Origin of the sequence: Bacillus cereus group sp. BceL062 (assembly GCF_051780025.1) — a bacterium.
Taxonomy (GTDB): Bacteria; Bacillota; Bacilli; order Bacillales; family Bacillaceae_G; genus Bacillus_A; species Bacillus_A toyonensis.
Genome location: NZ_JBPWGY010000008.1, coordinates 207,409 through 233,060 on the forward strand (window position 1 = coordinate 207,409; position 25,652 = coordinate 233,060).

The window sequence follows — 25,652 nt, forward strand, 5'->3', positions numbered from 1 at the left end:
ATGAAAGTATATACGAAAGACGAAATTGTAGAGCAAGCGAAAGAATTAGCGAAAATGATTTCTGAAACAGAAGAAGTTGATTTTTTTAAGAAAGCAGAGGCGCAAATTCATAAAAATGAAAATGTAAAGCACGCAATTGATGAAATTAAAGCATTGCAAAAACAAGCAGTTAACTTGCAACATTACGGGAAGTGGGAAGCTTTGAAAAAAGTAGAAGCTGAAATTGACGCACTTCAAGATAAGTTAGACAATATTCCAGTTGTGCAGGAGTTTAAATCTTCACAAACATATGTAAATGACTTACTACAGTTAGTTGCGAGTACCATTTCTAATAATGTTACAGATGAAATATTAGTTTCAACTGGCGGCGATGTACTTAAGGGTGAAACTGGTGCGGCGGTAGAAAGTAAAAAAGGAAATTGTGGTTGTTAAAGAGATGTCATATTGACATCTCTTTTTTTTTAGTGGATTAAACGTAAGTTCTTCCCAAAAAAGAATGACACATTCCGCTATTGTCACGCATATGATTAAGTGAATAGTGATTGAGGAGGGTTACGAATGTCCGAATTTAGAGAGATTATTACAAAAGCAGTGGTTGGAAAAGGACGTAAGTATACAAAGTCAACGCATACATGTGAATCGAATAATGAGCCAACAAGTATTTTAGGGTGCTGGGTAATTAACCACTCGTACGAAGCAAGAAAGAATGGAAAACATGTAGAAATTGAAGGTTTCTATGATGTGAACACTTGGTATTCGTTTGATGGCAATACAAAGACTGAAGTTGTAACAGAACGTGTGAACTACACTGACGAAGTAAGCATTGGTTATCGTGATAAGAACTTCTCTGGTGACGATTTAGAAATTATTGCTCGTGTCATTCAACCGCCAAATTGTTTAGAAGCTCTTGTATCGCCAAATGGGAATAAAATTGTTGTAACTGTAGAACGTGAATTTGTAACAGAAGTAGTTGGGGAAACAAAAATTTGTGTAAGTGTAAATCCTGAAGGTTGTGTAGAATCAGATGAGGATTTCCAAGTCGATGATGATGAGTTTGAAGAATTAGATCCGAACTTTATCGTTGACGCAGAAGAAGAGTAATAGAAAGCTAGGGAGAAGTTCTTCCTAGCTTTTTACTTTACATAAGTGGTGCTGAATGAACATGAATCTTTATGAAATATGTTATAATGAAGAAAGACTCCTGAAATAGGAGAGATGGATGTCCGTGAAGTGTGACATATATAAAGTGAAACTTTAATCAGTGGGGGGGGCATCCCCACTGATTATTAGTTGAACCAATCGGGCTTTTACGGGCAGTTGATCTCCCACCTAACTTCTTTGTTCCAGCCGATTTTTGAGGTGGGAATCTTACTGCCCGTTAATGCGGGATGAATATAGATTATTATGTAAAAATTATGGAGGAAAGACATGACGCAATATACGCCTATGATACAGCAATACTTAAAGGTTAAGGCAGACTATCAAGATGCCTTTTTATTTTTCCGATTAGGTGATTTTTATGAAATGTTCTTTGAAGATGCGGTTAAAGCAGCTCATGAACTTGAAATTACATTAACGAGCCGAGATGGTGGTAGTAGTGATCGTATACCGATGTGCGGTGTACCGCATCATGCAGCTAAAAATTATATTGAACAACTTGTTGAAAAAGGATATAAAGTAGCTGTTTGTGAGCAAGTGGAAGATCCAAAAACAGCTAAAGGTGTAGTACGTCGTGAAGTAGTACAACTAATTACGCCAGGAACGATGATGGAAGGGCGTACAATAGACGAGAAAGAGAATAACTTCTTAGCAGCATTAACACATTTCGAAGATGGATCTTATGCGCTAGCTTGTAATGACTTAACGACTGGACAAAATACAGTGACGTTGTTAACAGGTTCAGTAGAAGATATTTTATTAGAAGTGTATGCAACTGGTTCGAAAGAAATTGTTGTAGATTCTACATTTTCAAAAGATGAATTAAATAAATTAACTGAAACATTAAAAATGACGATTTCGTATGAAGATGCAACAACGATTCCGGAAGGGTTAGAACATCTTGTGAAAAATGTTTCACAAGCAAAGTTAATTAAAGCAATTGGACGCTTATTTAACTATGTGATAAGAACACAAAAACGTTCGTTAGATCATTTGCAACCAGTAGAAATTTATTATACAAATCAATTTATGAAAATTGATGTGCACTCAAAACGTAATTTAGAGTTAACTGAGACTCTTCGTACGAAAGAAAAAACAGGCTCACTATTATGGCTATTAGATAAAACGAAAACAGCTATGGGTGGCCGTATGTTAAAACAGTGGATGGAACGTCCGCTTATCCAGAAAGAGAAAGTGGAAGAACGTTTAGAAATGGTAGAAACATTTGTAAATGATTACTTCTTACGTGAAGATTTAAAAGAAAAGCTAAAAGAAGTATATGATTTAGAGCGTTTAGCAGGGAAAGTTGCATTTGGTAATGTAAATGCACGGGACTTATTACAGTTAAGACGTTCTTTACTTCAAGTACCAGCTATTTTAGAAGCGATTAGTCTTTTAGATAATGCTTATGCAGCAAGGTTAATTCAAGGTGCGGATCCATGTGAGAGCTTAACTGAATTACTAGGAAGAAGTATTCAGGAAAACCCACCACTTTCTATTAAAGATGGAGATATTATTAAAGACGGTTATAATGACAAGCTTGATCAATATCGTTACGTGAGCAAAAACGGGAAAACGTGGATTGCGGAGCTTGAAAAACGAGAGCGTGATATTACAGGGGTTAAATCATTAAAAATTGGATACAACCGTATTTTCGGCTACTACATTGAAGTGACGAAGGCGAATCTTGCAGCGCTTCCAGAAGGGCGCTATGAGCGAAAACAGACGCTTGCTAATGCTGAGCGTTTCATTACAGATGAACTGAAAGAAAAAGAAACGTTAATTTTAGAAGCAGAAGAGAAAATTGTACAACTGGAATATGATTTATTTACAGCACTCCGTGAAGAAGTAAAAGTATTCATTCCGAAATTACAACATTTAGCGAAAGTAATTAGTGAATTAGATGTACTACAAAGCTTTGCGACTGTAAGTGAAGAAGAGCAGTTTGTAAAACCCGTGCTAACAACGAAGCGTGAAATCTTTATTAAAGATGGTCGCCATCCTGTCGTTGAAAAAGTATTGAACGGGAAATTGTATGTACCAAATGATTGTATTATGCCAGAGAAGATGGATGTCTTTTTAATTACAGGACCGAACATGTCTGGTAAAAGTACGTATATGAGACAATTAGCACTTGTTACTGTTATGTCACAAATTGGTTGTTTCGTACCAGCGACAGAAGCGGTATTACCTGTATTCGATCAAATCTTTACGAGAATTGGTGCAGCGGATGATTTAATTTCAGGTCAAAGTACATTTATGGTTGAAATGTTAGAAGCGAAAAATGCGATTGCAAATGCGTCAGAAAGAAGTTTAATTTTATTTGATGAAATTGGACGCGGTACATCAACGTATGATGGTATGGCGCTTGCACAAGCAATCATTGAACATATTCATGACCAAATTGGTGCAAAAACATTATTCTCTACGCATTATCATGAATTAACGGTGCTAGAAGAAAGTTTAGACCAACTGAAAAATGTACATGTTTCAGCTATTGAAGAGAATGGAAAAGTAGTCTTCCTTCATAAAATTCAAGATGGAGCAGCCGATAAAAGTTACGGAATTCACGTTGCGCAACTTGCTGAGCTTCCAGATAGCTTAATCGCTCGTGCAAAAGAAGTGTTAGCGCAACTAGAAGGACAAGAAGAAATTATTATTCCAAAGCGTGTAGAAGTAAAGGTACAAGAAGTTGTTCCAGAACCTGTAGTTGTAAAAGAAGAACTGGCAGAAATACAAGAAAAGAAAGAAGAGACTGAAGAAGAGTCACAACTATCTTTCTTTGGAGGAGACCAATCTTCAAAAAAACAAGACAAGCCTGTGCTTGATCAAAAAGAAAGCGCAGTACTTGCACAAATTAAAAAAATTGATTTACTAGATATGACGCCTTTAGAAGCGATGAACGAACTGTATCGCTTACAGAAAAAGTTAAAGAAAGGATGAGTAAGTAGATGGGGAAAATTCGCAAACTCGATGACCAACTCTCTAACTTAATTGCGGCAGGGGAAGTAGTAGAGCGCCCTGCCTCAGTCGTAAAAGAACTTGTGGAAAATTCCATCGATGCGAATAGTACATCTATTGAAATCCACTTAGAAGAAGCTGGTTTATCAAAAATTCGCATCATTGATAATGGAGATGGCATTGCCGAAGAAGATTGTATCGTTGCATTTGAACGCCACGCAACGAGCAAAATTAAAGATGAAAACGATCTGTTCCGTATAAGAACGCTCGGATTCCGCGGTGAGGCATTGCCAAGTATTGCCTCAGTTAGTGAATTGGAATTAATCACTAGCACAGGTGATGCGCCGGGTACCCACCTTATCATTAAAGGTGGAGACATTATAAAACAAGAAAAAACAGCAAGCCGAAAAGGGACGGATATTACAGTACAAAACTTATTCTTTAATACACCAGCGCGTCTTAAATATATGAAAACCATTCATACAGAGCTTGGGAATATTACAGATATCGTGTATCGTATTGCAATGTCACATCCAGAAGTATCGTTAAAACTGTTTCATAATGAAAAGAAATTGCTTCATACATCCGGAAATGGTGATGTAAGGCAAGTACTTGCATCGATTTATAGCATTCAAGTTGCGAAGAAGCTTATTCCAATTGAAGCTGAATCTTTAGATTTCACAATTAAAGGGTATGTAACATTACCAGAAGTAACGCGAGCGTCTCGTAACTATATGTCAACGATTGTAAATGGCCGTTACGTGCGAAATTTCGTATTAATGAAAGCAGTTCAGCAAGGATACCATACATTACTGCCAGTTGGACGGTACCCAATCGGCTTCTTATCGATTGAAATGGACCCAATGCTTGTTGATGTTAACGTACATCCAGCGAAATTAGAAGTTCGTTTTAGTAAAGAACAAGAATTGCTAAAGCTTATCGAAGAAACATTGCAAGCTGCATTTAAAAAAATACAGCTCATTCCAGATGCAGGCGTAACAACGAAGAAAAAAGAAAAAGACGAAAGTGTGCAAGAACAGTTCCAGTTTGAGCATACAAAACTGAAAGAACCACAGATGCCAAACATCGTTTTACCGACTGGCATGGATGAAAAACAAGAAGAACGAACAACTGTGAAACAGCCAGCGCAGCTTTGGCAACCGCCGAAGCGAGAATGGCAACCACCACAGTCACTTGTAAGAGAAGAGAAAAGTTGGCAGCCATCCTCTAAACCGATAATCGAAGAACCAATTCGAGAAGAGAAATCGTGGAACAGTAACGATGACGATTTTGAATTAGAAGAATTGGAAGAAGAAGTTCACGAAATAAAAGAGATTGAAATGAACGGTAATGATTTACCACCGCTTTATCCAATTGGACAAATGCACGGAACATATATTTTCGCTCAAAATGATAATGGGTTATATATGATTGATCAGCACGCAGCGCAGGAACGCATCAATTATGAATATTTCCGTGATAAAGTAGGGAGAGTAGCGCAAGAAGTACAAGAATTACTTGTGCCGTACCGTATCGATTTATCTCTTACTGAATTTTTACGTGTCGAAGAACAGTTAGAAGAACTAAAAAAAGTCGGCCTATTTTTGGAACAATTCGGTCATCAATCCTTTATCGTCCGCTCGCATCCAACGTGGTTCCCAAAAGGACAAGAAACAGAAATCATTGATGAAATGATGGAGCAAGTGGTCAAACTAAAAAAAGTAGATATTAAAAAACTACGAGAAGAAGCAGCCATCATGATGAGCTGTAAAGCTTCCATAAAAGCAAATCAATATTTAACGAACGATCAAATATTCGCTTTACTCGAAGAACTTCGTACAACAACAAACCCATATACATGTCCGCATGGAAGACCAATTCTTGTACATCATTCTACTTATGAATTGGAGAAGATGTTTAAGAGGGTTATGTAGGCACACTAAAATTCGATATCAAAAGGGAGCAACAGTAAATGTTGCTCCCTTTTAATATGTGGAGTCAATTGTTAAACGAAAATAAGGTGGATTGATTTTACAGTTTATTTAAATTTGAGCATAAACTACGTAAGGTTGTAAGTAGTTTATTTCTAGACTAAGGAAGCTTTAATTTATCTATGTATAAAAAAGCGCCGTATATCAGCACTTTTTAAAGGTACGTAAATTGTATAATAAAGATTTCTACATGAGTAAACACATAACTATGCATGGCCAAATATTGATTCTTATTTGGTTAATTGTTATATGGGTCTATAGGATTATTTGTTTTTATTATTATTATTAATTTTTTCAGTATATAAAACCTGCTCTTTATAATGCTTTTTAATTGGGAAGTTATGTGTACCTGTGCCGTTCTTGAATTTTTTATCAATGGGGTTCTTTAGAGGGACTGTTGTAGTTTCAGTAAATTCATATGGGTAATTTATTTTAGATTTATCTTCAAACATGAAAATGCCTCCTTTTTAGGATCTCCTGAATTCTTTACTATAACATGATATGCATATAGAGTTTTTTTGGACTAGTTATTTATATAGGTTAGAACAATTTAATTACATAACTACTGAAATATTTTAAAGGAAAACAATTTGAGCAAGGTATAGTAATGATAGCCGTTCACTATTATTGTTGTTTAAGTTATCGTGGTGTGTTTGAAATTCTGAAAGGACGTAGCATATTGGTCTATCTAATAACCATTATGTGGTGAGTTCTTTTATTTATCGGTGAAACAAACAGTGCATATATATTCGTTATAGATTGTTTTTATAATGTAATGTATATATAGTTTTCCTGATAATATAATGCGGAATATTATAGTGTTATTAGGTTATTAGGAACACTTAATGTTGTTTCACAACTGAAAGAGAATTGAAAAAGAACTGAAACTTTTCTCATAAAAATTCAATCTTACTTGAAAAATGAAAGGAAAATGAAATTTTCCAAAAGAAATTCTTTGTTAAGATAAAAAGCATACATAAAAAAAGTATTGACATATCTTAAAAGTGTGTTTTCAAGATATAGTGGGGGAAAAGATGAGAATAGAAAAACAATTAATAAAAAAGATGTATTATGAAACATTCCTAATGGAGAATGAAATAAAACCGCCTCTTGACGTACTTGGGGAAGTTTATGTAAACGAAGAAAAACATGAGATTTCCGATGGGTCTTATATTCGTTTTGCACAAGGTGAATTTTATTATCACCATCAAGATTTTGAAGCAGCTATTTTCAAATGGGAGAAAGTTGGCAATGAACTAGCACCATGGGCACAAAAAAACATTGCGGATGCTTACTTTGAACTGAACCGACTATCAGTTGCTGAAGAGGTTTATACTTCTATTACTACTGATAATAAAATATTGATGACCGAAATTGGACTACAATTGCTTTCTCTTTACATTGAGCAAAATAATTTTGACTCAGCTTTCGCTGTTATTAAAGAAGCGGTCTCTTTAAATCCCGATTATCCGAATGTCACAAAAATTGCCCGTTCTTTTTATGAGGAACAGCAAGATTTTGATAGTGCAGTAGAGCTTGCTGTGAATGAGCTAGTTCGAACAGAATCTTATCCTTGGTTTGAGGTGCTAAAAGGATATATCGATAGAGGATTTACTAAAAATATTTCACCAGACTATTTTCATGAAGTATTAGTTACATTAAATCATGTAGATCAAGTGCAATTTACACAAATTGTATCATCACTTTGGAACAGTTATAAAAATGAACAAAATTACTTATTATGGCTTAACACAATAAATGAGTTTTTCTTACATATCGAAATACATTCGTCCGATATATGGGACAAAATTTCTTCTCTTTACGAAGAAACGTATTTTGAATTAATTCAAGGCCAATATACGCTTAGACAATTACATGATATCATTCCAAATCTGTTAACAAATTGGTTAAAGGTAGTCAATTCTTCTTATGCTGTATTTCCATCAGCAGCTGTATTGGCATGGGATGAGATTTTCCCTTCCAAAATAGATGCAGCAAATATAAAAAATGCAGAAAACCTACTGTTATATTCTATTAATCATGTGGATGGCTTAGAGTATAGTTTACATCTTTTTGAATCTATTACACAGTGGGCGCAAAAGCATGATATAGAAATGGGTCACCGATTTAGATGGTTAGTTAGCGAACTTGCAGATTTAAGAACAAATCGTATTTTAGTAACGGGCACTTCAGGAAATGGAAAAACTGCATTTATTAACTCTATAGTAGGAGAAAATATATTAGAAAACTCAATTTCAAATGTAGTGGTTTTAAAAAATGATGCTCACACAGAAATTAACGCTATAACAGACTCAGCAATTACAACAACTGAGAATTTCTCTAATTACCATGATATGATGTCTTTACACCACCAAACGTATAGAGATAGAGCGTGTGTTGAATTTAAATTACCATGCAAATTTTTAAGTGAAAATAAACTTACATTTGTAGTTACACCAGGCTTTAATAGAAATAACGATACTAGAGATGAGATATTTGAATATCTAAATTCTGTAGACGAATTATTGTTCGTATTGAATGCGGATTCACCTTTTACTGACAAAGAACGGGACATTCTATTAAGCATTCAGGAACATACACCAAATCTACAAATTCATTTCTTATTAAATAAAATCGATAACATTTACAGTGAAGCAGAAGTAAAAAGAGTTTTACATGATACGCAAGCGAGAATAAACGCGTATTTCCCGCAAGCGAGACTGTTCCCTTACTCTTCGTTATATACAAGTAGTCAACAACTAAATGATTTAACTGAGTTTATTCGTTTTAACTTTAACTATAAAAATATCGATGCAGATCGTACTGAAAAGCTATTGTTTTTCATTCGAAAAACAATTACATACCTTTTAGATAAACGCGTTGAGAAGGAAAACAATCTAGTGGATGCTATGAATTGGAATGAAGATATGTTAGTTAAACTAAATGGTAGTATTAATAATCTTACTGCTTTTGAGAGGGAAAAAATTCATATCATTACACAATCGTATCGTACAATGAAAACAGAAATTACGAATGATCTTACTGAACATATTCCGAAGCTACTGCAGAGTTGTTCTGATTTAATCAGTGAAGAAAGAGATTTTGGAAACATTGAAATGGAACTAAATACAGCAATGAACGAAAGAGTACACAAATATTTAGAACAAACTGTATTACCTAACTTTGCTCGTTCTATGCAAAATTGGATTGAAACTTCTAATAATGAGTTACTTCAAAGTCAATCGCACTTAGAAGAACTCAGTGAAGGACTTAATTCTTTATTTGGAGAAAATCGAATACAATTAGAATGTGATTTTAAAGTGCTTGATGACTGGCGCAGAGATACTGATAGAATGACGACTAGAATACAAATGGAAGAAGTAAATATTTTACGCCGATTTACGCCAGCGCAATTTTTACTGAAAAGTGCCGGTAAATTATTTGGGGTTCTTCCAAAGAATAGATCTATGCTATATAACAAATATAAACAGTATATAGAAAATGAAGATTATACAGAAGTAACGGCTTCTATTATGAAGAAATTTTTCTTGCAATTTGAGCTGTTTGAAAATACACAAGAGCGGGATATTAATATGTTCTTTAGAAATCCATTTAACTCCTTGAAACAAGCTGTAGAAAATACGCAGTTAGAAATACAAGAAAAACAAGAGATATTACATAAAATGAAATCAAATCCTGAAGTGTATCATGATTCTATAACGCTCTTTGAATTGAGATTACGTCAATGTGAAGTAATCTTAAATATAGGTGAGTATAATGCCTATACAGATGTAAATTTAGAAACAAGCATAGAATAAACGTAAAACAACTCCAAAAGTGGATTTTGGAGTTGTTTTTTTGTTTATATCCGTTGTTATAAGAGGGGAAAAAGGGAGCAACCGTAATGAGTTGCTCCCTTTGCATATATAGATTATTTTTCAGTTTCTTTAATTTTAGTTTTTACTTCGCCAGTTTTAATTTTATTACTTTCTGAGAAACGTAATAAATCGCCTTCAATAATTTTGTCAGACATACGTAATTCATTTTGTGCACGGTTAATGAGTGCTTGAGCTTCTTTTTTTGGTAAATCTACAATTTCACCTGTTATGCGGTCATAAAAAGTGTTGTTTTTGTATGCATATTTGTCTGTAACGAAGCTACCATCACGTAAAACAACAAATCCTGTATATTCATCTGAAAACATATCGTGACCAAAACGGATATCGTTCGTAGTATCAATCCCTAATAAATTTAGAATAGTAGGTTTCACATCAATTTGTCCCGTAGGCTTTGAAATCGTTTGACCTTTTGTTTGTCCAGGGATATGAATATATAAAGGTGTACGTTGTAAATGTAAAGTATCAAATTCTGTTATTTGATCTTTTTCTAAAAACTGCGCCATTGCTCGGTTATGTTTTTCAGAAATGCCATAATGATCACCGTATAATACAATAATAGAATCATCATAAAGCCCCTCGGCCTTTAAACGCTCAATAAAGTTTTTAATGGATTCGTCTAAATAACGTGATGTTACGATGTAACGATCAAATACGCCATTACCAGAGTTATATGGTTCAATGAATTTTGTGTCTTCATCATACGTAAATGGATAATGGTTTGTTAAAGTAAGGAAACGAGCGTAAAATGGTTGATCAATCGTTTTTAACATATCTACTGATTGATCAAAGTATTCTATATCTTTTAATCCCCAATTTAAATTTGTTTCGGGCGTGATTTTGTAATCAAGTTCATTATAGTAACGATCATAACCAAGAGCTGAGTACATAATGTTACGATTCCAAAATGTTGCGTTATTCGCATGGAATACAGAAGTGAAATAACCTTGTTCACGTAAAATTTCTGGAGTTGCAGTATAATCATTGTTTCCGTGTGTGAAGAATACAGCTCCACGGTTTAATGGATACAACGATGTATCTATTAGAAATTCAGAATCGGATGTTTTTCCTTGTCCAGTTTGGTGGAAAAAGTTATCAAAGTAATAGCTTTCATTTATGAATTCATTCAAGAAAGGTGTAACTTCTTGACCATTGACGGATGCTCCTATTAAAAAGGTTTGCAAGGATTCAAGAGTAACGACAATTACATTTTTTCCTTTCGCTGCGCCAAACATATTAGGATTTGGTTCACTTTGGGTTGCTTTTACGTAGTTTTCAGTTTCTTGTAATTTACTACTATCAGCGAGTGCCTTTTGTGATCCTGCTTTTGCTTGCAGCGTTAAATCATATATTTGGTGAGTGTATAGTCCTAAATTTTTGACAAGCATTACTCGGTCGAAGGATCTCGTTAATAATTCAGGGCGTTCTTTTTCTGCAAGATGCAGATTTGCAGAAAATACAGCAATTGTTAAGGCGAAATATAGTAAGCGTGTAGAATGTGTTAAACGTTCTGTTTTAAAGACCAATGTCTTCTTTTTTAATAAAATAAAGAAGAAAATAATGTCTACGAATGCGAGTATAATTTTGTAGTTCAATATTTCTATAATACTACCGCCTAATTGGCCAAAGTTTGATGTTTGTCCAAGTACTGGTAACGTAACGAAATCACTATAAAAATCATAGAACATTACATTTCCGACAAGTACGATCGTTAATAAGAAATTAATACATAGCGCTATATAATTTCGCTTTTCACCAGTTGCAAATAATGCGAATCCAACAAATGCTAACGATGCAGCGAGAGGACTAATAAACAAAATAAGCTCTTGTGTAGAAGACTCAATTTTTAAATCAAAACTGAATCGTGTAATAAGATATGTTTTTAACCATACTGCTAAAGCAATTATGATAACAAAGCTTATATTTTGCATTTGTAAATTTATTTTATTCTTCATTTTTACACCTTCTTTATAAAATTTATTTAACCAAGGTTATATGTTCTGTTTTTATAACTATTATAGTAGGGTGAACCATTTAAATTATGTTTTCTAATGGTAATAATTTGCAGTGTTCCTATACATACAATGGGGAATTTAAATGCGAAGTAACATAAATTTAATTTTTTTAGATGCGAAGCAGAAAAAGTCATATTTGTAGTGAAAGTGACTTATAGACATCCTAACATATTAAACACTATGATGATGTTACAAAATATCGAACAAATGAAAGTGAAAAGGAATAGACGCTTTTTAAACTATTGACATTCAATGAGTTGGAATTTGAATAAAAGGTGAGTTTAAAGTAAACGGTTATATGAATGAGTAGAAAACTACATTCTACATAGAATGTAGTTTTTCATATATCCCGTAAAATCATGCTTCTTTGTAGGATAATCATTTCATTAAGTAAAGTGGTGGCGAAACGTAAAACGTTTGACTAGTAGTGTAATGAAAGAGTTTACATATCAGATAAATATTTTCCAACATATAGACCACTTGCAGCTGCTTGAGATAATGAATGAGTAACACCTGAACAATCTCCAACTAAAAATAGCCCATTCATACTTGTTTCAAAATGGTTATTGATTTTTATCGTAGGGGCATAGAACTTTCCATCTATTCCATATAATAAAGTATCTTTATCGATAGGTTCTTGGATAAAATGTTCTAAGCGTAATAAAAATTCTTTGAGTCCATCAATATATAATGGAGGAATTTCTTTATGCAAATCTCCATAATCTCCGTGTAGTGTAGGTTGTATACGATTATGTTTCATATCTTTTTCCATTGTAGGTTGTTTCTTTAATAAGTCCTCTAAGCGCTGTATAACAATCCGATCTCGTCCTTGATTAATGCCTTTAATAATTGAGTTTGCATATATATTGGCTTCTTTAAGAGTTGGGAAATAGCGCGGGATAAACAAAGTGAAATTTAAGTTAGGAGTGCCAGTTCCTTGCTCTCGAAAATTTTGACCGTCAGGCATAACTAAACCTTCTTCGTACTTTCGAATAATGCGTCCTTTTGGATTCATACAGTAAGTAGTTGCTGTGAAATTTTCACCTTGATAAGAAAGTTTCGTTTCAAAAGTATCTTTTAATATAGAACGTAATTGATGTTCTTTCATTTCTACTCTAATCCCTAAGTCTACACGTGTTTGTTCCTGAGAAATATTTAGAGAAGTGCACATTTCTTTTAACCAATCTGCCCCAGAGCGCCCCGTTGCAAATACGAGTTGCTTAGATTGAATTGTTCCTTGATTTGTAGTTATATTAAAATGATCTTTCTGTTTCATAATATGCTCTACATCTATATGAAATTGGATATTTATTTTCGTCAGTAAAAATTCATAGAGCTGCTGAAAAATGTTACTGGAAAGTGTAGTACCAAGATGTCTTACTTCTGTTGTTAGCATTTGTAAACCACACGCTTCAGCTCTCTTAGTGAGACTTGAATTTTCAGTAGAATATTTTGAGACAGAACTTCCACCAAACTGACATAGAATTTCATCTACTTCAGCCATGAGTTGTATAAAGCCTTCTTTACCGACTTTTTGCTCAAGTTCTCCGCCAAATCCGTTTGTATAATTAAATTTCCCTTCAGATTTTCCTAAGCCACCAAACCCGAAATATTTATCACATGTAGTACAATTACACACTTTTCCTTCGTCTAAAGGACAATGGCGTTCTTCTAGCGCTTTACCTTTATCAAGAATTAAAATGTTTTTGTTACTTTTAGCTAGTGAATAAGCCATAAAAATGCTACTTACTCCAGCGCCGATAATTGTAACATCATACATATTCTTTCACCTGCTAACGAATAGTTTGTTTTTTATTTTTCTAGTGTATAACAATTTTATGAAGTTAAGAAATAGCTTTTATTAATAAAGTGGGAGTTTTTGAACTTGATGCTTTATTAATTTCTCCGAGTGGTGGAGTAAATACAAAAATTTTTATTTGAAAGAAGAAATAGTTTAAAAAATCACTATGTCATATGCTTAATAACATCTTACATATAAAAAAACAGACCTTTTAAGTGAGGAGGTCTGTTAATGATTTTAAATCTTATTTAGCAAACACATGGTTACCAATTACTGCTACTGTTTGACGTGTCGTAATCCATTTGTCTGTTGATGTTTTTGGGTTGTAGAAATAAAGCCAATCAGAATGTATTCCCTTTGTGGAGATAGCCTCTTCTACAGCCATTTTTGCTTCAGCGCTTGCAGGCTGATTAATTCTTCCATCTGTAACAGGAGTAAATGCATATCCGTATTTAATAGGTTCATAAATAACGCCTGTTATTGTATTTGGAAACCCTTTTGCATTTACTCGATTTAGGATAACTTTTGCTACAGCTACTTTTCCTTTATAGGATTCGCCACCTGCTTCAGCGGTAACTAAGCGTGCCATTAAGTCTTTTTCTTTTTCGGAAATACTGAAATTAATTTTCAAATGTTGCCCTGTATAAAGCTTGTTACCGATTGTGTTGTTAATTTGTTTTATAGATTGAACGGTTACGTTGTAGCGCTTTGCTATCGTTTCTAATGAATCTCCCGGTTGTACTTGGTAAATAATTTGTCCAGAAGTGTTCGTAGTTTTTTCGTTTTGATGAACTGTAACCACATTTGATTTCATAGATCCTGGAATATGTAACTGTTCTCCAATAAAAGCTTGATCGTTTCCTTTATTATTCGCTTGTTTAATGGCTTGGATGGAAACTCCATATTGTTTACTAATGCCCCAAAGTGTATCATTCTTTTTTACTGTATGAATGGTGGAAGCTTCAGCTGTACTTTGATTACATACGAATGTAAGTGCTACTGCAGATAAAGGAATTATATGTTTTAGTTTTAATAATTTCATTGTAAATCCTCCTAAAAAAGTAAGGTATAACTGTTGCATAATGTAATTCAGAATATGGAAATATAAATATTTTAATGTAAGTATATTAGCACATATAAAATAAATAATCATTATAAGTTTTTTATTTACATCCATATAGGATTCAAATATGAAATATTGCATATGAAAATACATTGAAGTTCATATTGTTGCTTACTATAATCTATTTAGTAGAAAGGTAATATGTTATAGAAATATAATCATTATAGATTAATATAATGATTATTAATTGTTATGAATTAGGAGGATTTATGTAATGAAAATGTTTCAAAGAGTAGGTGTTTCAGCTGTGATCGTCTTAACATTTTTAGGAATAGGGGACAGTGTTAATATTGTAACTGCTGATTCTATAGAACAGCAGAGTAAATTAGGGATAGAACAAGAAACAGATAAACAAATCATTGTAAAATTCAGTGCAGATTTGAAATTACCATATGAAGATGGTATTGAAAAACAGATACAATCTGAAACGAACGATAAAGTATTAGAAGATTTTTTGGCAGAATATCCAGATGTAACATTTACTCGTCTATTCACATCTGTAAGTCCGGAAGAAATACAAAACCTTGAAGTGAAAGCACCTAATAATGTATCTACAAGCTTATTAAACTACTATATTCTTCAAACCAAAAATGATGGGCGTGAAGAAACACTAGTAGATAAGTTAAAAACATCTTCTTTAATAGAAGATGTGTATATGAAGAAACAAGAAAAAATAATACCGCCTGAAGTGAAACAATTAAGTATATCTCTTAATCCTAATAACAATCCTAGATTTAATAAACAAGGTTATCTTGAAGCAGCACCATACGGTATTAATGCGCCTTTCGCCTGGGGAGTTCAAGGCGGTAATGGAAATGATGTAACCTTTGTTGATATGGAATATGGTTGGTTATTAAATCATGAGGATTTAGTACATCAAAATATTGAATTGATGTCTGGAAGAAATATAGATCAACATGTCGGTCATGGGACGTCTGTACTAGGAATTGTATCATCTGAAGATAATGAAGTAGGGAATATTGGGATTGCACCAAAAGCGAAAGCAAAAGTGATTTCTCAAATAAGAGATAACGGACAGTATAATACAGCTGATGCAATATTAAGTGCTGTAAATCATTTAGAAGCTGGGGATGTTTTATTATTAGAGGCACAAGCTTCTTTTGATGGATATGGTGATAAATATTTACCTGTTGAAGTACAACCAGATATCTTTGATGCAATTCGTGCGGGTACAGATAAGGGTGTTGTAATTATAGAGGCTGGAGCAAATGGTTGGAATGATTTAGATCAATTTAAAGATAGAAATGGTAAACAAGTTTTAAATCGTAATAGTAAAGATTTTAAAGATTCGGGTGCAATTATGGTAGGAGCGGGCTCTTCATCTTTCCCTCATGAACGTATGTGGTTTTCGAATTATGGAAGCCGTATTGATGTGTACGGCTGGGGAGAAAACGTAGATACAACTACAGCTGAGCAAAGTAGAAGTGCTGTAAATCTTTATACATCCAGCTTTAGTGGCACGTCTAGTGCCTCGCCTATTATTGCTGGAGCAGCGACTTTAGTACAAAGTATTGCTAAAGAAAATGTAGGACAACCATATAGACCAAGTGAATTGAGAACGATATTAAGTAACCATAACACTGGAACGAAGTCTAAAGATCCATATTCAGATAAAATTGGTGTTTTACCTGATTTGAAGTCTATTCTAGTAAATTTAGGGTATGAACGAAGAGAGTCAAACGGTGGGAATGAGTTACAAGTAACAGAAAATGAACCAAATAATGAACCTAGACAGGCAAATAAAATTAACTTTCATACACCAATGAAAGGGACACTACATAATCGTGATAACGTAGATGTATTTACTTTCCAAATTGACTCGCCAGAAACTATTAATATCTCTCTACTAAATGAAAAAAATATTGGAATGACATGGGTACTTCATCATGAATCGGATGTAAATAACTATGTAGCATATGGAGAAAATGAAGGAAATGTAGTTAAAGGAACCTATAATGCAAAGTCAGGTAAATATTATTTATATGTTTATAAGTATGAGAATAAAGATGGTTCATATGTATTGAATATAAAATAATCGAAAGGAACTTCAGATGAAGTTCCTTTAAACTTTTCTAATGCAGGATATGTGAATGTTTTTTTACTTTATCCCACAATTTGTCGGCAGTAAGACTTCCGCCTCGTATTCGTCCGATTGGTTCAACTAATAATTAGAGGGGGATACCCTCCTAATTAAAGTTTCACGTTACTTCTATGCAATATTTCATATTTATGAAATATTATTTATTTTTTACTCACTAGATTATATTATATTCAATAAGTTTGATGTAAAACAGAAAAAGGAGGAATAGTAATGAACAATAAGAAGTTTATTTTGAAGTTATTCATATGTAGTATGGTACTTAGCACTTTTGTATTTGCTTTCAATGATAAGAAAACCGTTGCAGCTAGCTCTATTAATGAGCTTGAAAATTGGTCTAGATGGATGAAACCTATAAATGATGACATACCGTTAGCACGAATTTCAATTCCAGGAACACATGATAGTGGAACGTTCAAGTTGCAAAATCCGATAAAGCAAGTATGGGGAATGACACAAGAATATGATTTTCGTTATCAAATGGATCACGGAGCTAGAATTTTTGATATAAGAGGGCGTTTAACAGATGATAATACGATAGTTCTTCATCATGGGCCATTATATCTTTATGTAACACTGCATGAATTTATAAACGAAGCGAAACAATTTTTAAAAGATAATCCAAGTGAAACGATTATTATGTCTTTAAAAAAAGAGTATGAGGATATGAAAGGGGCGGAAACCTCATTTAGTAGTACGTTTGAGAAAAATTATTTTCGTGATCCAATCTTTTTAAAAACGGAAGGAAATATAAAGCTTGGAGATGCTCGTGGGAAAATTGTATTACTAAAAAGATATAGTGGTAGTAATGATTCTGGGGGATATAATAATTTCTATTGGCCAGACAATGAGACGTTTACCTCAACTATAAATCAAAATGTAAATGTAACAGTACAAGATAAATATAAAGTGAGTTATGATGAGAAAGTAAACGCTATTAAAGATACAATAAATGAAACGATTAACAATAGTGAAGATGTTAATCATCTATATATAAATTTTACAAGCTTGTCTTCTGGTGGTACAGCATGGAATAGTCCATATTATTATGCGTCCTACATAAATCCTGAAATTGCAAATTATATGAAGCAAAAGAATCCTTCAAGAGTGGGCTGGATAATGCAAGATTATATAAATGAAAAATGGTCACCATTACTTTATCAAGAAGTGATAAGAGCGAATAAGTCACTTGTAAAAGAGTAAAGCTGATGAGAGTAGGAAGCGATGAAATACGTCGCTTCTTTTTTGTTTTCTAATAATTAACATTAAATATAGGTTTATATATCATACGTTCATGATAGAAAAAAATTGAAACTTAAGCTATAATTACACACATAAAATTTGTACCTATAAATTTTATATGTAGTAATGAATTTAAATTATTGTAATGAAACGGAGGTATATAATATGAAGTTTCCACATGATTTCTTATTTGGGGCTGCTTCAGCTTCTTATCAAGTAGAAGGTGCATGGAATGAAGATGGAAAAGGTGTTACGAATTGGGATGAGTTTTCAAAAATCCCTGGCAAAACATACAATGGAACAAATGGTGATGTAGCTGTTGATCATTATCATCGATATAAGGAAGATGTTCGTTTAATGGCTGAGATGGGATTAGAATCGTATCGTTTTTCTATTTCTTGGGCGAGAATATTGCCGACTGGAGATGGAGAGGTAAATAAAAAAGGAATAGAATTTTATAACAACTTAATTGATGAATGTTTAAAATACGGGATTGTACCGTTTGTCACTTTATATCATTGGGATTTACCGTTATCTTTAGAAAAGGACGGTGGATGGACGAATAAAAGAACAGCAGAAGCTTTTGTAAAGTACGCAGAGATTTGTTTTAAGGCCTTTGGTGATAGAGTGAAACATTGGATTACTTTTAATGAGACAGTGATGTTTTGTGGATTAGGGTACTTAAAAGGTGCACATCCACCAGGAATACAAAATGATGTTCCAAAGTATTTTCAAGCGACTCATTATGTATTTTATGCACATGCAAAAACAGTTGCAGTGTACAAGCAGTTGAAACAATATGGAGAGATTGGTATCACGCATGTTTTCTTGCCTGCCTATAGTGTGGACGATCAAAAAGAAAATATACTGGCAGCAAATCATGCGAATGAATATGAAACGTATTGGTACTATGACCCAGTTTTAAAAGGCGAGTATCCGTCTTATGTTGTACAACAATTAAAGGGAAAAGGATGGACTCCTAATTGGACGGTTGAAGAATTAGAAATCATTAAACAAAATGCTGGGAAAAATGATTTTATTGGCTTGAATTATTATCAACCGATACGAGTGGAAAGATACGATGTAGATTTAAAGAATGAAGAACACTCTCGAGAAAACTCAACACTTGCTCCAGGTAATCCTTCTTTTGATGGTTTTTATCGAACGGTTAAAATGGAAGATAAAACATATACAAAATGGGGATGGGAAATATCTCCCAAAGGTTTCTTAGACGGATTGCATATGTTGAAAGCACGTTACGGTGACATAAAGATGTATGTAACGGAAAATGGACTTGGTGATGAAGATCCAATCATTGACGGAGAAATTGTAGATGTTCCGAGAATTAAATTTATTGAAGAGCATTTAAAAGTAATGAAGCGTGCAATTCAAGAGGGAATCAATTTAAAAGGTTATTATGCATGGTCTGTTATCGATTTGTTAAGCTGGCTAAATGGGTATAAAAAGCAATATGGCTTTATTTTTGTCGATCATAATGATAACTTAAAACGTAAGAAGAAACTTTCGTTTCATTGGTATAAAAATGTGATTGAAACGAGAGGAGAAGAGTTTTAACAGATAAAAGAGTATTTTAGGAGAAAGTGTATGAGTGCAAAGTATAAACAAATTGCAGATGTGTTAGAGCAAAACATTCGAGATGGGCTTTTTACTGAAACAAAAAAATTGCCTACAGAAGAGGCATTGATGAATCGATTTGAAGTAAGCCGTAATACGATACGAAAAGTAATTAGTCAACTTGTGAATAGAGGCTATATTTTTCAAGTGCAAGGTAGTGGGATGTTTTTACGCGAAACTTCTGTAACAGATTACATTAATTTAGGAAGTTTACGTGGATTAACGAAAAACCTCGTTTCGCAAAATATTGAAACGCAAGTGTTAGAGCTGGAAGTAATAGATGCGGACGAAGAGATAGCAAAGCGGATGCAATGTGAAATTGGAAATAGGTTATATTTTTTGAAGCGCTTAAGAATTATAGATGGGAAACCATTCTCTATTGAAGTAAGTTATTTTAAAAAAGATATCATTCCGTATTTGAATGAAGAGATAGCGTTAAGTTCTGTATATAGTTATTTCATTGAAGATTTACGATTAAATATTGGCTTTGCCGATAAAGTTATTAGTTGTGAAAAAGTAAATAAAGAAAATGCACAGCTTTTAGAACTAAATGAAGGTGATCCAGCGCTTCTTATTGAGAATACCGTTTATCTTGTAAATGGAACAATTTTCGAGCTATCGCAATCAATGTTTCATTATGAAAAGACGAAGCTTTTAAATCGGATTAATTTTAAGTGAAAAATGAATACAAATAACCTTGTGAAAAAGCAACTGATCTTAACGATTAGTTGCTTTTTATTTTGAAGTGGATGAGCAAAAAAACATAAAAGTGGTTGGTCCGTTTTTTACAAACATCCATTATGATAAGAGAAGAAAGGTAGTATTTTATTGATGCTTTAAAGAGGAAGTTTTTTATTGAAGTTCTTAATTAAAATAGACTAGCCTTAGAGAGGTGAAAATACAATGAGTTTTGCAATTTTACTAGTAGTTATTATTATAATTGTATCGCTGTTTGGGACCGTACTAGTTGCACGAAATGTGGAGGAGAATTACGGCAAGTCTACAAAGAGAAATGTGAAAAACTTATCGACTATCTATATTATCCTTCTTTTCGTTCTACTTGTTGGGGTAACGTGGTATGCGGTAGTGATTTAATAACTTTTTAAAGGAACACATTCATATTGTGTATGATGGAGGAGTAGCACTTTGATAAAAAATGAGCGCCACGTTTTAATTGTTTTTCCGCATCCAGATGATGAATCATATTGCGTGGCTGGAACAATTTTAGCTTATGCTCAGCAGAATGTTCCTCTTACGTATGTTTGTTTAACGCTTGGCGAAATGGGGAGAGCGATGGGAAATCCTCCTTTTGCAACACGTGAATCATTATATGCTATAAGAGAGAAAGAATTAAAGAGCGCAACTAATATTTTAGGGATTAAAGATTTACGTATGATGGGATATCGTGATAAGACGCTTGAATTTGAAACTCCTGGAGAATTAAGAAGTGTAATACAAAATTGTGTGGAAGAATTGAATCCTTCGTTAGTCATTTCTTTTTATCCGGGATATGCAGTTCATCCAGATCATAATGCAACAGGAGAAGCAGTAGCCAGGGCGTTAGCTAATATTCCGGAAAATAAGAGGCCAAGATTTTATGCTGTAGCTTTTTCAAATAATCATGAAGCAGAAATAGGGCCACCAAGTTTTAAAAATGGGGTAAAAGAATATGTTCCAAAAAAGTTGGACGCATTGCAAGCACATGCATCACAATTTGCGACTAAGGTAGCGGAACTGAAAAGAGAGTATGAAGATGGTGTTCCGGAAACAGTCGAGTGGTTAGAGAGAGAACCGTTTTGGATATACCCGTTCAAAGATAAAAATAAGTGATGCTATAGCTGAAGGTGATGAATATGTATTTTGAATATAAGAATCGAAAGGTTTTTTATAATATAGAAGGATCGGGTCCCGTCATATTGTTTTTACACGGTCTTGGAGGAAACGCAAATAATTGGTTATATCAAAGGCGATATTTCAAGGGGAATTGGACAGTGATTTCAATAGATTTACCTGGGCAAGGGAAATCTGAAGGACTAGAAATTAGCTTTAAAGAATACACAAATGTTTTGTATGAGTTATGCAATTATTTAAAGCTACAAAAAGTAGTCATTTGTGGTCTTTCAAAAGGGGCTAGAGTAGGAATTGATTTTGCTATACAATATCCAAGCTTTGTTTCTAGCTTAATTGTTGTAAATGCATTTCCTTATTTGGAACGAAAGGATCGTAAAGAGCGACTTGAAGTATATGATTTACTTAGCTTACAGGATAACGGAAAAACATGGGCGGATACATTATTGAAGGCGATGGGAGTAGCAGATAATGAAGGGATTGTCCGGGGATTTTATCAATCTTTACAGTCTATTAACCCATTGCATATTCAAAGATTATTTGCTAAATTAGTTGATTATGATCAGAGACCGTTTCTTGCAAATATTTCATGTCCTGTTTTAATAATAAGAGGGGGAAATGATGATTTTGTCCCTGAGAAATATGTAAGAGAGTTTGAAATACATTTAAAAAATACGACTTTCATTGATTTTGAAAATAGTGGACATTTACCTTATTTAGAGCAGCCAACTAGCTTTAATATGACGGTAGAAACATTTTTAAATCATGCGCTTAATTAATACGATTGTTACAGTAAATACTGTTATTAATGAGTAAAGTATAGTTCGTTTTGAGAGGAGGGAACTAGATGGAATGGAAACTAAATCGTGCAGATAAGACACCCGTATATAAACAAATTGCTGATTATATTGAAAGAGGTATTTCTTCAGGTGAATTTCCTTCTGATAGCAAGTTACCTTCTGAGCGTATGCTAGCAAAGGAATTACAAGTGAACCGGAGCACAATAGTAGCTGCATATGAAGAGTTAAAATCACTTGGAGTAGTAGAACGGCAAAAAGGAAGCGGAACTCGGGTGAATACAGACATATGGGGTGTGTCACATAAACGAATACCGAACTGGGGGAGGTACGTTGAGGATGGATCGTTCTTACCTAACGTACCACTTGTTCAACAAATTCGAACGGAAACACAAAAAGATGACTTAATTAATTTAGCGAGTGGAGAATTGTCACCAGAATTAATTCCGAGCGATAGATTTCGAACGATTTTGTCGGAGAAAACATTTATGGAAAACCTCGGTTATGACCATCCACTTGGAAATGAGATGTTGAGAAAAACAATTGCAGTACATGTTCAGCAATACAAACAAATTGAATCAGAATCAAGCTCGATTCTGATTACATCTGGAGCACAACAGGCACTTAATCTTATCGTTCAATGCTTATTAAAACCGGGCGATGCCATTGCAATTGAAGATCCTTCGTATTGTTTCTCGCTTCCCATGTTTAAATCGGCCGGTTTAAATATATTCCATTTACCTGTTGATGAGCATGGAATGAATCCAGATGACTTAATCGATTTGCACAAAAAGCATCGTATTCGTATGGTGTTTTTGAATCCAGATTATCAAAATCCAACGGGCACTGTACTTTCATTAGCGAGACGTAAAAAGATTTTAGAACTGTCTTCTGAATTCGGTATACCGATTGTAGAGGATGATCCATATAGTTTAACTTCTTTTAATGGAGAAGTGAATCCAACATTAAAATCAATGGATCAGAATGGGAATGTTCTTTATATAAGTTCATTATCAAAAATTGTTGCGTCAGGATTACGTATTGGCTGGGTAATTGGTCCTACGCGCGTAATAGAACGTTTAGCAGATGCGAAGCAACAAGTTGATTTTGGTCATAGTGTATTTACGCAGTGGGTAGCAAATCAATTTTTAGAATCAGAAGATTTTCATACGCATATTACAATGCTTCGTGGACAATTGAAACAAAGAAGAGATGAGTTAATTAGAAAGCTTGATGAAATATTAGGGGACCGAGTTGAATTTTTTGTTCCAGAGGGTGGAATACATGTATGGTGCAAAGTGCAAGGAACGTTTGATGAATATCATTTATTAGGTGAATCTATACGGAATGGTGTAGCGTTTGTCCCTGGAAGTGTTTTAGGTTCTAAAAGTGAATATATACGTTTTACTTTTGGGAGAGTAAATGTAGAACAAATCCAACTTGGAATTACGAGGTTTGGGGAAACGTTAAACGAGATTTCATAATAGTGATACGTAATATTGGAATGAGGGGAAGAAATGAAGTACGTGACGCTTTTACTTCAAGTAGGCGTGATATATGTGTTTAGCTTAGCTGGTACGTGGATTCAGGGAATATTCCATCTATCGATGCCAGGAAGTTTAATAGGGATGTTAATGCTGTTCCTACTCCTTTCTACTCGTATTTTACCATTAAAGTGGTTTGAGTTAGGGGCAGAAAAGTTAATCGTATTTTTACCGTTATTTCTAATCCCTTCGACAACAGGATTAATGGAATATGGATCTTTTCTTTTAAGTAAGGGAAGTATTATATTCCTTTTAGTTGTTGCAAGTACGGTAGTAACATTGATTGTTTCAGGGTATGTAAGTCAATTATTAGTAACATCCAAAAAATAAAATCGACAAGGTGCACGATTCAAATGGTCTTAATAATTATTACTGTAGTCATATATTTATTTGCGACAAAGCTGTATAAAAAATATACGTTTCCATTTATGTTACCAGTATTAACAGTTACAGCAATTATGATTTGCTTATTTCTGATGTTGGGCATTTCTCATCATGAGTATAAGGGAAATGGTGGGGACGTTCTTTCAGGCTTTTTGAGCCCTGCAATTGTAGCGTTAGCCATACCTCTATTTAAAGAACGAAAGATACTTATGAAAAACTTTTTATCGATACTTACTGGCGTATTGATAGGTATAGTGACTTTAACGAGTATGAATGTAGTGATTGGTGGGATTTTGAATATAGATAAGGAAGTTATACTAACAACTCTTCCGCAATTAGCGACAATGCCAATTGCCATTTCAGTAGCGGATCAAATTGGTGGTATTCCAACTATGACTTCTAGTTTTGTAGTTGTTGCAGGAATAACAGGTGCTATTATCGGACCAACAGTACTTAAGTTTTTCCGTATAACAAGTACGATTGGAAAAGGAGTGGGGATGGGCTGCGCATCACATATTATCGGTGTGAGTCGACTCGTGAAGGAAAGCGAGAAAGAAGCGACTATCGGTTCAGTAACGATGATTGTAACAGGACTACTCATTAGTATATTAATACCTTATGGAACGAAATTTATATTTTAAAAGTTGTAATAAGAAGTATAATACTACTTATTTTAAAATGTATGGAGATGATAAAAGTGACAACATGGTTTATAGTTACATTATTTATTTTTGGTGCCATTAAAGTACTAGTTTCTAGTATGCCAACTTCTGTTGTAGAATCCATTATTAGTAGATTTGAATTACATCAAAAACTTGATGAAGAACATACGACTGTATCGCTAGATGGAAAGAATATAGAGGGCGAAATGAAACTGCAAGTTATAAATGATTTTAACGAGGCTTTATTTTTAGATAAACATTATTTTCCGCCACACGGTGAAGGGACGCCGATAATCATTGAAACGAAAAAAGGAAAAAGAATAATTACGTTATCGATATATAGTTATGAAGAACATGTTGATGTAATAAGGCAATATAAGAAGAAATTCGTTGCCTATCGTTTACGTTCTAAAAGTCTTCAAACTCTTGCACCATTAGCAGTAACTGAAGAGTATGCTTAAGAAGAGACCTATAAT

At 33.8% G+C, this 25,652-nt stretch carries 20 protein-coding genes and 1 pseudogene; 17 read left to right on the forward strand and 4 right to left on the reverse strand.

From position 1 onward, the window contains the following. The 4 genes from ACS2MN_RS19695 to mutL all read left to right on the forward strand — a co-directional run bounded on the left by ACS2MN_RS19695 (position 1) and on the right by mutL (position 6,053). The gene (locus tag ACS2MN_RS19695) at positions 1-432 is read left to right on the forward strand and encodes a RicAFT regulatory complex protein RicA family protein (RefSeq protein WP_000870465.1); all 432 of its coding nucleotides are present in this window, start codon (positions 1-3) and stop codon (positions 430-432) included. A 126-nt stretch (positions 433-558) separates the two neighbouring features. After that, positions 559-1,101, forward strand: coding sequence for an outer spore coat protein CotE (cotE, locus tag ACS2MN_RS19700; RefSeq protein WP_001288802.1), 543 nt, complete (start codon positions 559-561; stop codon positions 1,099-1,101). A 327-nt stretch (positions 1,102-1,428) separates the two neighbouring features. Continuing rightward, positions 1,429-4,101, forward strand: a complete 2,673-nt coding sequence (gene mutS, locus ACS2MN_RS19705) for a DNA mismatch repair protein MutS (RefSeq protein WP_000195999.1) — start codon at positions 1,429-1,431, stop codon at positions 4,099-4,101. Between the two features lie 8 nt (positions 4,102-4,109). After that, entirely contained in the window at positions 4,110-6,053 is a 1,944-nt protein-coding gene (gene mutL / locus ACS2MN_RS19710; RefSeq protein WP_087950637.1) for a DNA mismatch repair endonuclease MutL, read from the forward strand. Positions 6,054-6,373: 320 nt separating this feature from the next. Here the strand turns inward: mutL and ACS2MN_RS19715 are convergent, their stop codons facing one another. After that, entirely contained in the window at positions 6,374-6,562 is a 189-nt protein-coding gene (locus ACS2MN_RS19715) for a hypothetical protein (RefSeq protein ID WP_000461139.1), read from the reverse strand. A 113-nt stretch (positions 6,563-6,675) separates the two neighbouring features. Between ACS2MN_RS19715 and ACS2MN_RS19720 the strand changes: the two are divergent. Both ACS2MN_RS19720 and ACS2MN_RS19725 read left to right on the forward strand, forming a co-directional pair. Beyond that, positions 6,676-6,813: pseudogene (locus tag ACS2MN_RS19720) on the forward strand (IS6 family transposase); the annotation flags it as partial. 331 nt (positions 6,814-7,144) lie between these two features. Beyond that, complete coding sequence (locus ACS2MN_RS19725; RefSeq protein WP_346994977.1) at positions 7,145-9,928, forward strand: dynamin family protein; 2,784 nt, start codon at positions 7,145-7,147, stop codon at positions 9,926-9,928. Positions 9,929-10,041: 113 nt separating this feature from the next. Here the strand turns inward: ACS2MN_RS19725 and ACS2MN_RS19730 are convergent, their stop codons facing one another. The 3 genes from ACS2MN_RS19730 to ACS2MN_RS19740 all read right to left on the reverse strand — a co-directional run bounded on the left by ACS2MN_RS19730 (position 10,042) and on the right by ACS2MN_RS19740 (position 14,864). After that, complete coding sequence (locus tag ACS2MN_RS19730; protein WP_346994978.1) at positions 10,042-11,961, reverse strand: LTA synthase family protein; 1,920 nt, start codon at positions 11,959-11,961, stop codon at positions 10,042-10,044. Between the two features lie 502 nt (positions 11,962-12,463). Further along, the gene (locus tag ACS2MN_RS19735) at positions 12,464-13,801 is read right to left on the reverse strand and encodes an NAD(P)/FAD-dependent oxidoreductase (RefSeq protein WP_346994979.1); all 1,338 of its coding nucleotides are present in this window, start codon (positions 13,799-13,801) and stop codon (positions 12,464-12,466) included. Positions 13,802-14,066: 265 nt separating this feature from the next. Further along, complete coding sequence (locus ACS2MN_RS19740; protein ID WP_346994980.1) at positions 14,067-14,864, reverse strand: cell wall hydrolase; 798 nt, start codon at positions 14,862-14,864, stop codon at positions 14,067-14,069. A gap of 295 nt (positions 14,865-15,159) precedes the next feature. Here ACS2MN_RS19740 and ACS2MN_RS19745 point away from each other — a divergent pair, with 295 nt between their 5' ends. The 11 genes from ACS2MN_RS19745 to ACS2MN_RS19795 all read left to right on the forward strand — a co-directional run bounded on the left by ACS2MN_RS19745 (position 15,160) and on the right by ACS2MN_RS19795 (position 25,637). Continuing rightward, complete coding sequence (locus tag ACS2MN_RS19745; RefSeq protein WP_346994981.1) at positions 15,160-17,001, forward strand: S8 family peptidase; 1,842 nt, start codon at positions 15,160-15,162, stop codon at positions 16,999-17,001. Between the two features lie 276 nt (positions 17,002-17,277). Beyond that, the gene (locus tag ACS2MN_RS19750; RefSeq protein ID WP_346994982.1) at positions 17,278-18,267 is read left to right on the forward strand and encodes a phosphatidylinositol-specific phospholipase C; all 990 of its coding nucleotides are present in this window, start codon (positions 17,278-17,280) and stop codon (positions 18,265-18,267) included. A 204-nt stretch (positions 18,268-18,471) separates the two neighbouring features. Continuing rightward, positions 18,472-19,881, forward strand: a complete 1,410-nt coding sequence (locus tag ACS2MN_RS19755; RefSeq protein WP_000671625.1) for a glycoside hydrolase family 1 protein — start codon at positions 18,472-18,474, stop codon at positions 19,879-19,881. Between the two features lie 30 nt (positions 19,882-19,911). Next, a complete protein-coding gene (locus tag ACS2MN_RS19760) occupies positions 19,912-20,619 on the forward strand; it encodes a GntR family transcriptional regulator (protein WP_001274920.1) in 708 nt (235 codons plus the stop codon). Between the two features lie 225 nt (positions 20,620-20,844). After that, the gene (locus ACS2MN_RS19765; protein ID WP_346994983.1) at positions 20,845-21,036 is read left to right on the forward strand and encodes a hypothetical protein; all 192 of its coding nucleotides are present in this window, start codon (positions 20,845-20,847) and stop codon (positions 21,034-21,036) included. Between the two features lie 54 nt (positions 21,037-21,090). Further along, positions 21,091-21,771 (forward strand): bacillithiol biosynthesis deacetylase BshB2, encoded by a 681-nt coding sequence (gene bshB2, locus ACS2MN_RS19770; protein WP_346994987.1) that lies wholly within the window; start codon positions 21,091-21,093, stop codon positions 21,769-21,771. Positions 21,772-21,794: 23 nt separating this feature from the next. Continuing rightward, positions 21,795-22,568: an alpha/beta fold hydrolase gene (locus ACS2MN_RS19775; RefSeq protein WP_346994984.1), complete on the forward strand. Its 774-nt coding sequence runs from the start codon at positions 21,795-21,797 to the stop codon at positions 22,566-22,568. Positions 22,569-22,636: 68 nt separating this feature from the next. Further along, positions 22,637-24,070, forward strand: a complete 1,434-nt coding sequence (locus tag ACS2MN_RS19780) for a PLP-dependent aminotransferase family protein (protein ID WP_000454947.1) — start codon at positions 22,637-22,639, stop codon at positions 24,068-24,070. Between the two features lie 33 nt (positions 24,071-24,103). Further along, a complete protein-coding gene (locus ACS2MN_RS19785; protein WP_087950629.1) occupies positions 24,104-24,460 on the forward strand; it encodes a CidA/LrgA family holin-like protein in 357 nt (118 codons plus the stop codon). 23 nt (positions 24,461-24,483) lie between these two features. Beyond that, positions 24,484-25,155 carry an LrgB family protein gene (locus ACS2MN_RS19790; protein WP_088055199.1) on the forward strand — a complete coding sequence of 224 codons (672 nt, stop codon included), beginning with the start codon at positions 24,484-24,486 and terminating at the stop codon, positions 25,153-25,155. A gap of 56 nt (positions 25,156-25,211) precedes the next feature. After that, positions 25,212-25,637, forward strand: coding sequence for a YfmQ family protein (locus tag ACS2MN_RS19795; RefSeq protein WP_088055198.1), 426 nt, complete (start codon positions 25,212-25,214; stop codon positions 25,635-25,637). Positions 25,638-25,652: the final 15 nt, after the last annotated feature.

Excerpts from the sequence above, each read along its gene's own strand:
- ACS2MN_RS19790 (WP_088055199.1), top strand. The coding sequence starts at position 24,484 with ATGGTCTTAATAATTATTACTGTAGTCATATATTTATTTGCGACAAAG.
- ACS2MN_RS19780 (WP_000454947.1), top strand. The coding sequence starts at position 22,637 with ATGGAATGGAAACTAAATCGTGCAGATAAGACACCCGTATATAAACAA.
- ACS2MN_RS19715 (WP_000461139.1), bottom strand. The coding sequence starts at position 6,562 with ATGTTTGAAGATAAATCTAAAATAAATTACCCATATGAATTTACTGAA.
- ACS2MN_RS19755 (WP_000671625.1), top strand. The coding sequence starts at position 18,472 with ATGAAGTTTCCACATGATTTCTTATTTGGGGCTGCTTCAGCTTCTTAT.
- ACS2MN_RS19695 (WP_000870465.1), top strand. The coding sequence starts at position 1 with ATGAAAGTATATACGAAAGACGAAATTGTAGAGCAAGCGAAAGAATTA.
- ACS2MN_RS19760 (WP_001274920.1), top strand. The coding sequence starts at position 19,912 with ATGAGTGCAAAGTATAAACAAATTGCAGATGTGTTAGAGCAAAACATT.
- ACS2MN_RS19730 (WP_346994978.1), bottom strand. The coding sequence starts at position 11,961 with ATGAAGAATAAAATAAATTTACAAATGCAAAATATAAGCTTTGTTATC.
- ACS2MN_RS19775 (WP_346994984.1), top strand. The coding sequence starts at position 21,795 with ATGTATTTTGAATATAAGAATCGAAAGGTTTTTTATAATATAGAAGGA.
- ACS2MN_RS19785 (WP_087950629.1), top strand. The coding sequence starts at position 24,104 with ATGAAGTACGTGACGCTTTTACTTCAAGTAGGCGTGATATATGTGTTT.
- ACS2MN_RS19735 (WP_346994979.1), bottom strand. The coding sequence starts at position 13,801 with ATGTATGATGTTACAATTATCGGCGCTGGAGTAAGTAGCATTTTTATG.
- ACS2MN_RS19765 (WP_346994983.1), top strand. The coding sequence starts at position 20,845 with ATGAGTTTTGCAATTTTACTAGTAGTTATTATTATAATTGTATCGCTG.
- ACS2MN_RS19745 (WP_346994981.1), top strand. The coding sequence starts at position 15,160 with ATGAAAATGTTTCAAAGAGTAGGTGTTTCAGCTGTGATCGTCTTAACA.
- ACS2MN_RS19725 (WP_346994977.1), top strand. The coding sequence starts at position 7,145 with ATGAGAATAGAAAAACAATTAATAAAAAAGATGTATTATGAAACATTC.
- ACS2MN_RS19750 (WP_346994982.1), top strand. The coding sequence starts at position 17,278 with ATGAACAATAAGAAGTTTATTTTGAAGTTATTCATATGTAGTATGGTA.
- mutS (WP_000195999.1), top strand. The coding sequence starts at position 1,429 with ATGACGCAATATACGCCTATGATACAGCAATACTTAAAGGTTAAGGCA.
- mutL (WP_087950637.1), top strand. The coding sequence starts at position 4,110 with ATGGGGAAAATTCGCAAACTCGATGACCAACTCTCTAACTTAATTGCG.
- cotE (WP_001288802.1), top strand. The coding sequence starts at position 559 with ATGTCCGAATTTAGAGAGATTATTACAAAAGCAGTGGTTGGAAAAGGA.
- ACS2MN_RS19740 (WP_346994980.1), bottom strand. The coding sequence starts at position 14,864 with ATGAAATTATTAAAACTAAAACATATAATTCCTTTATCTGCAGTAGCA.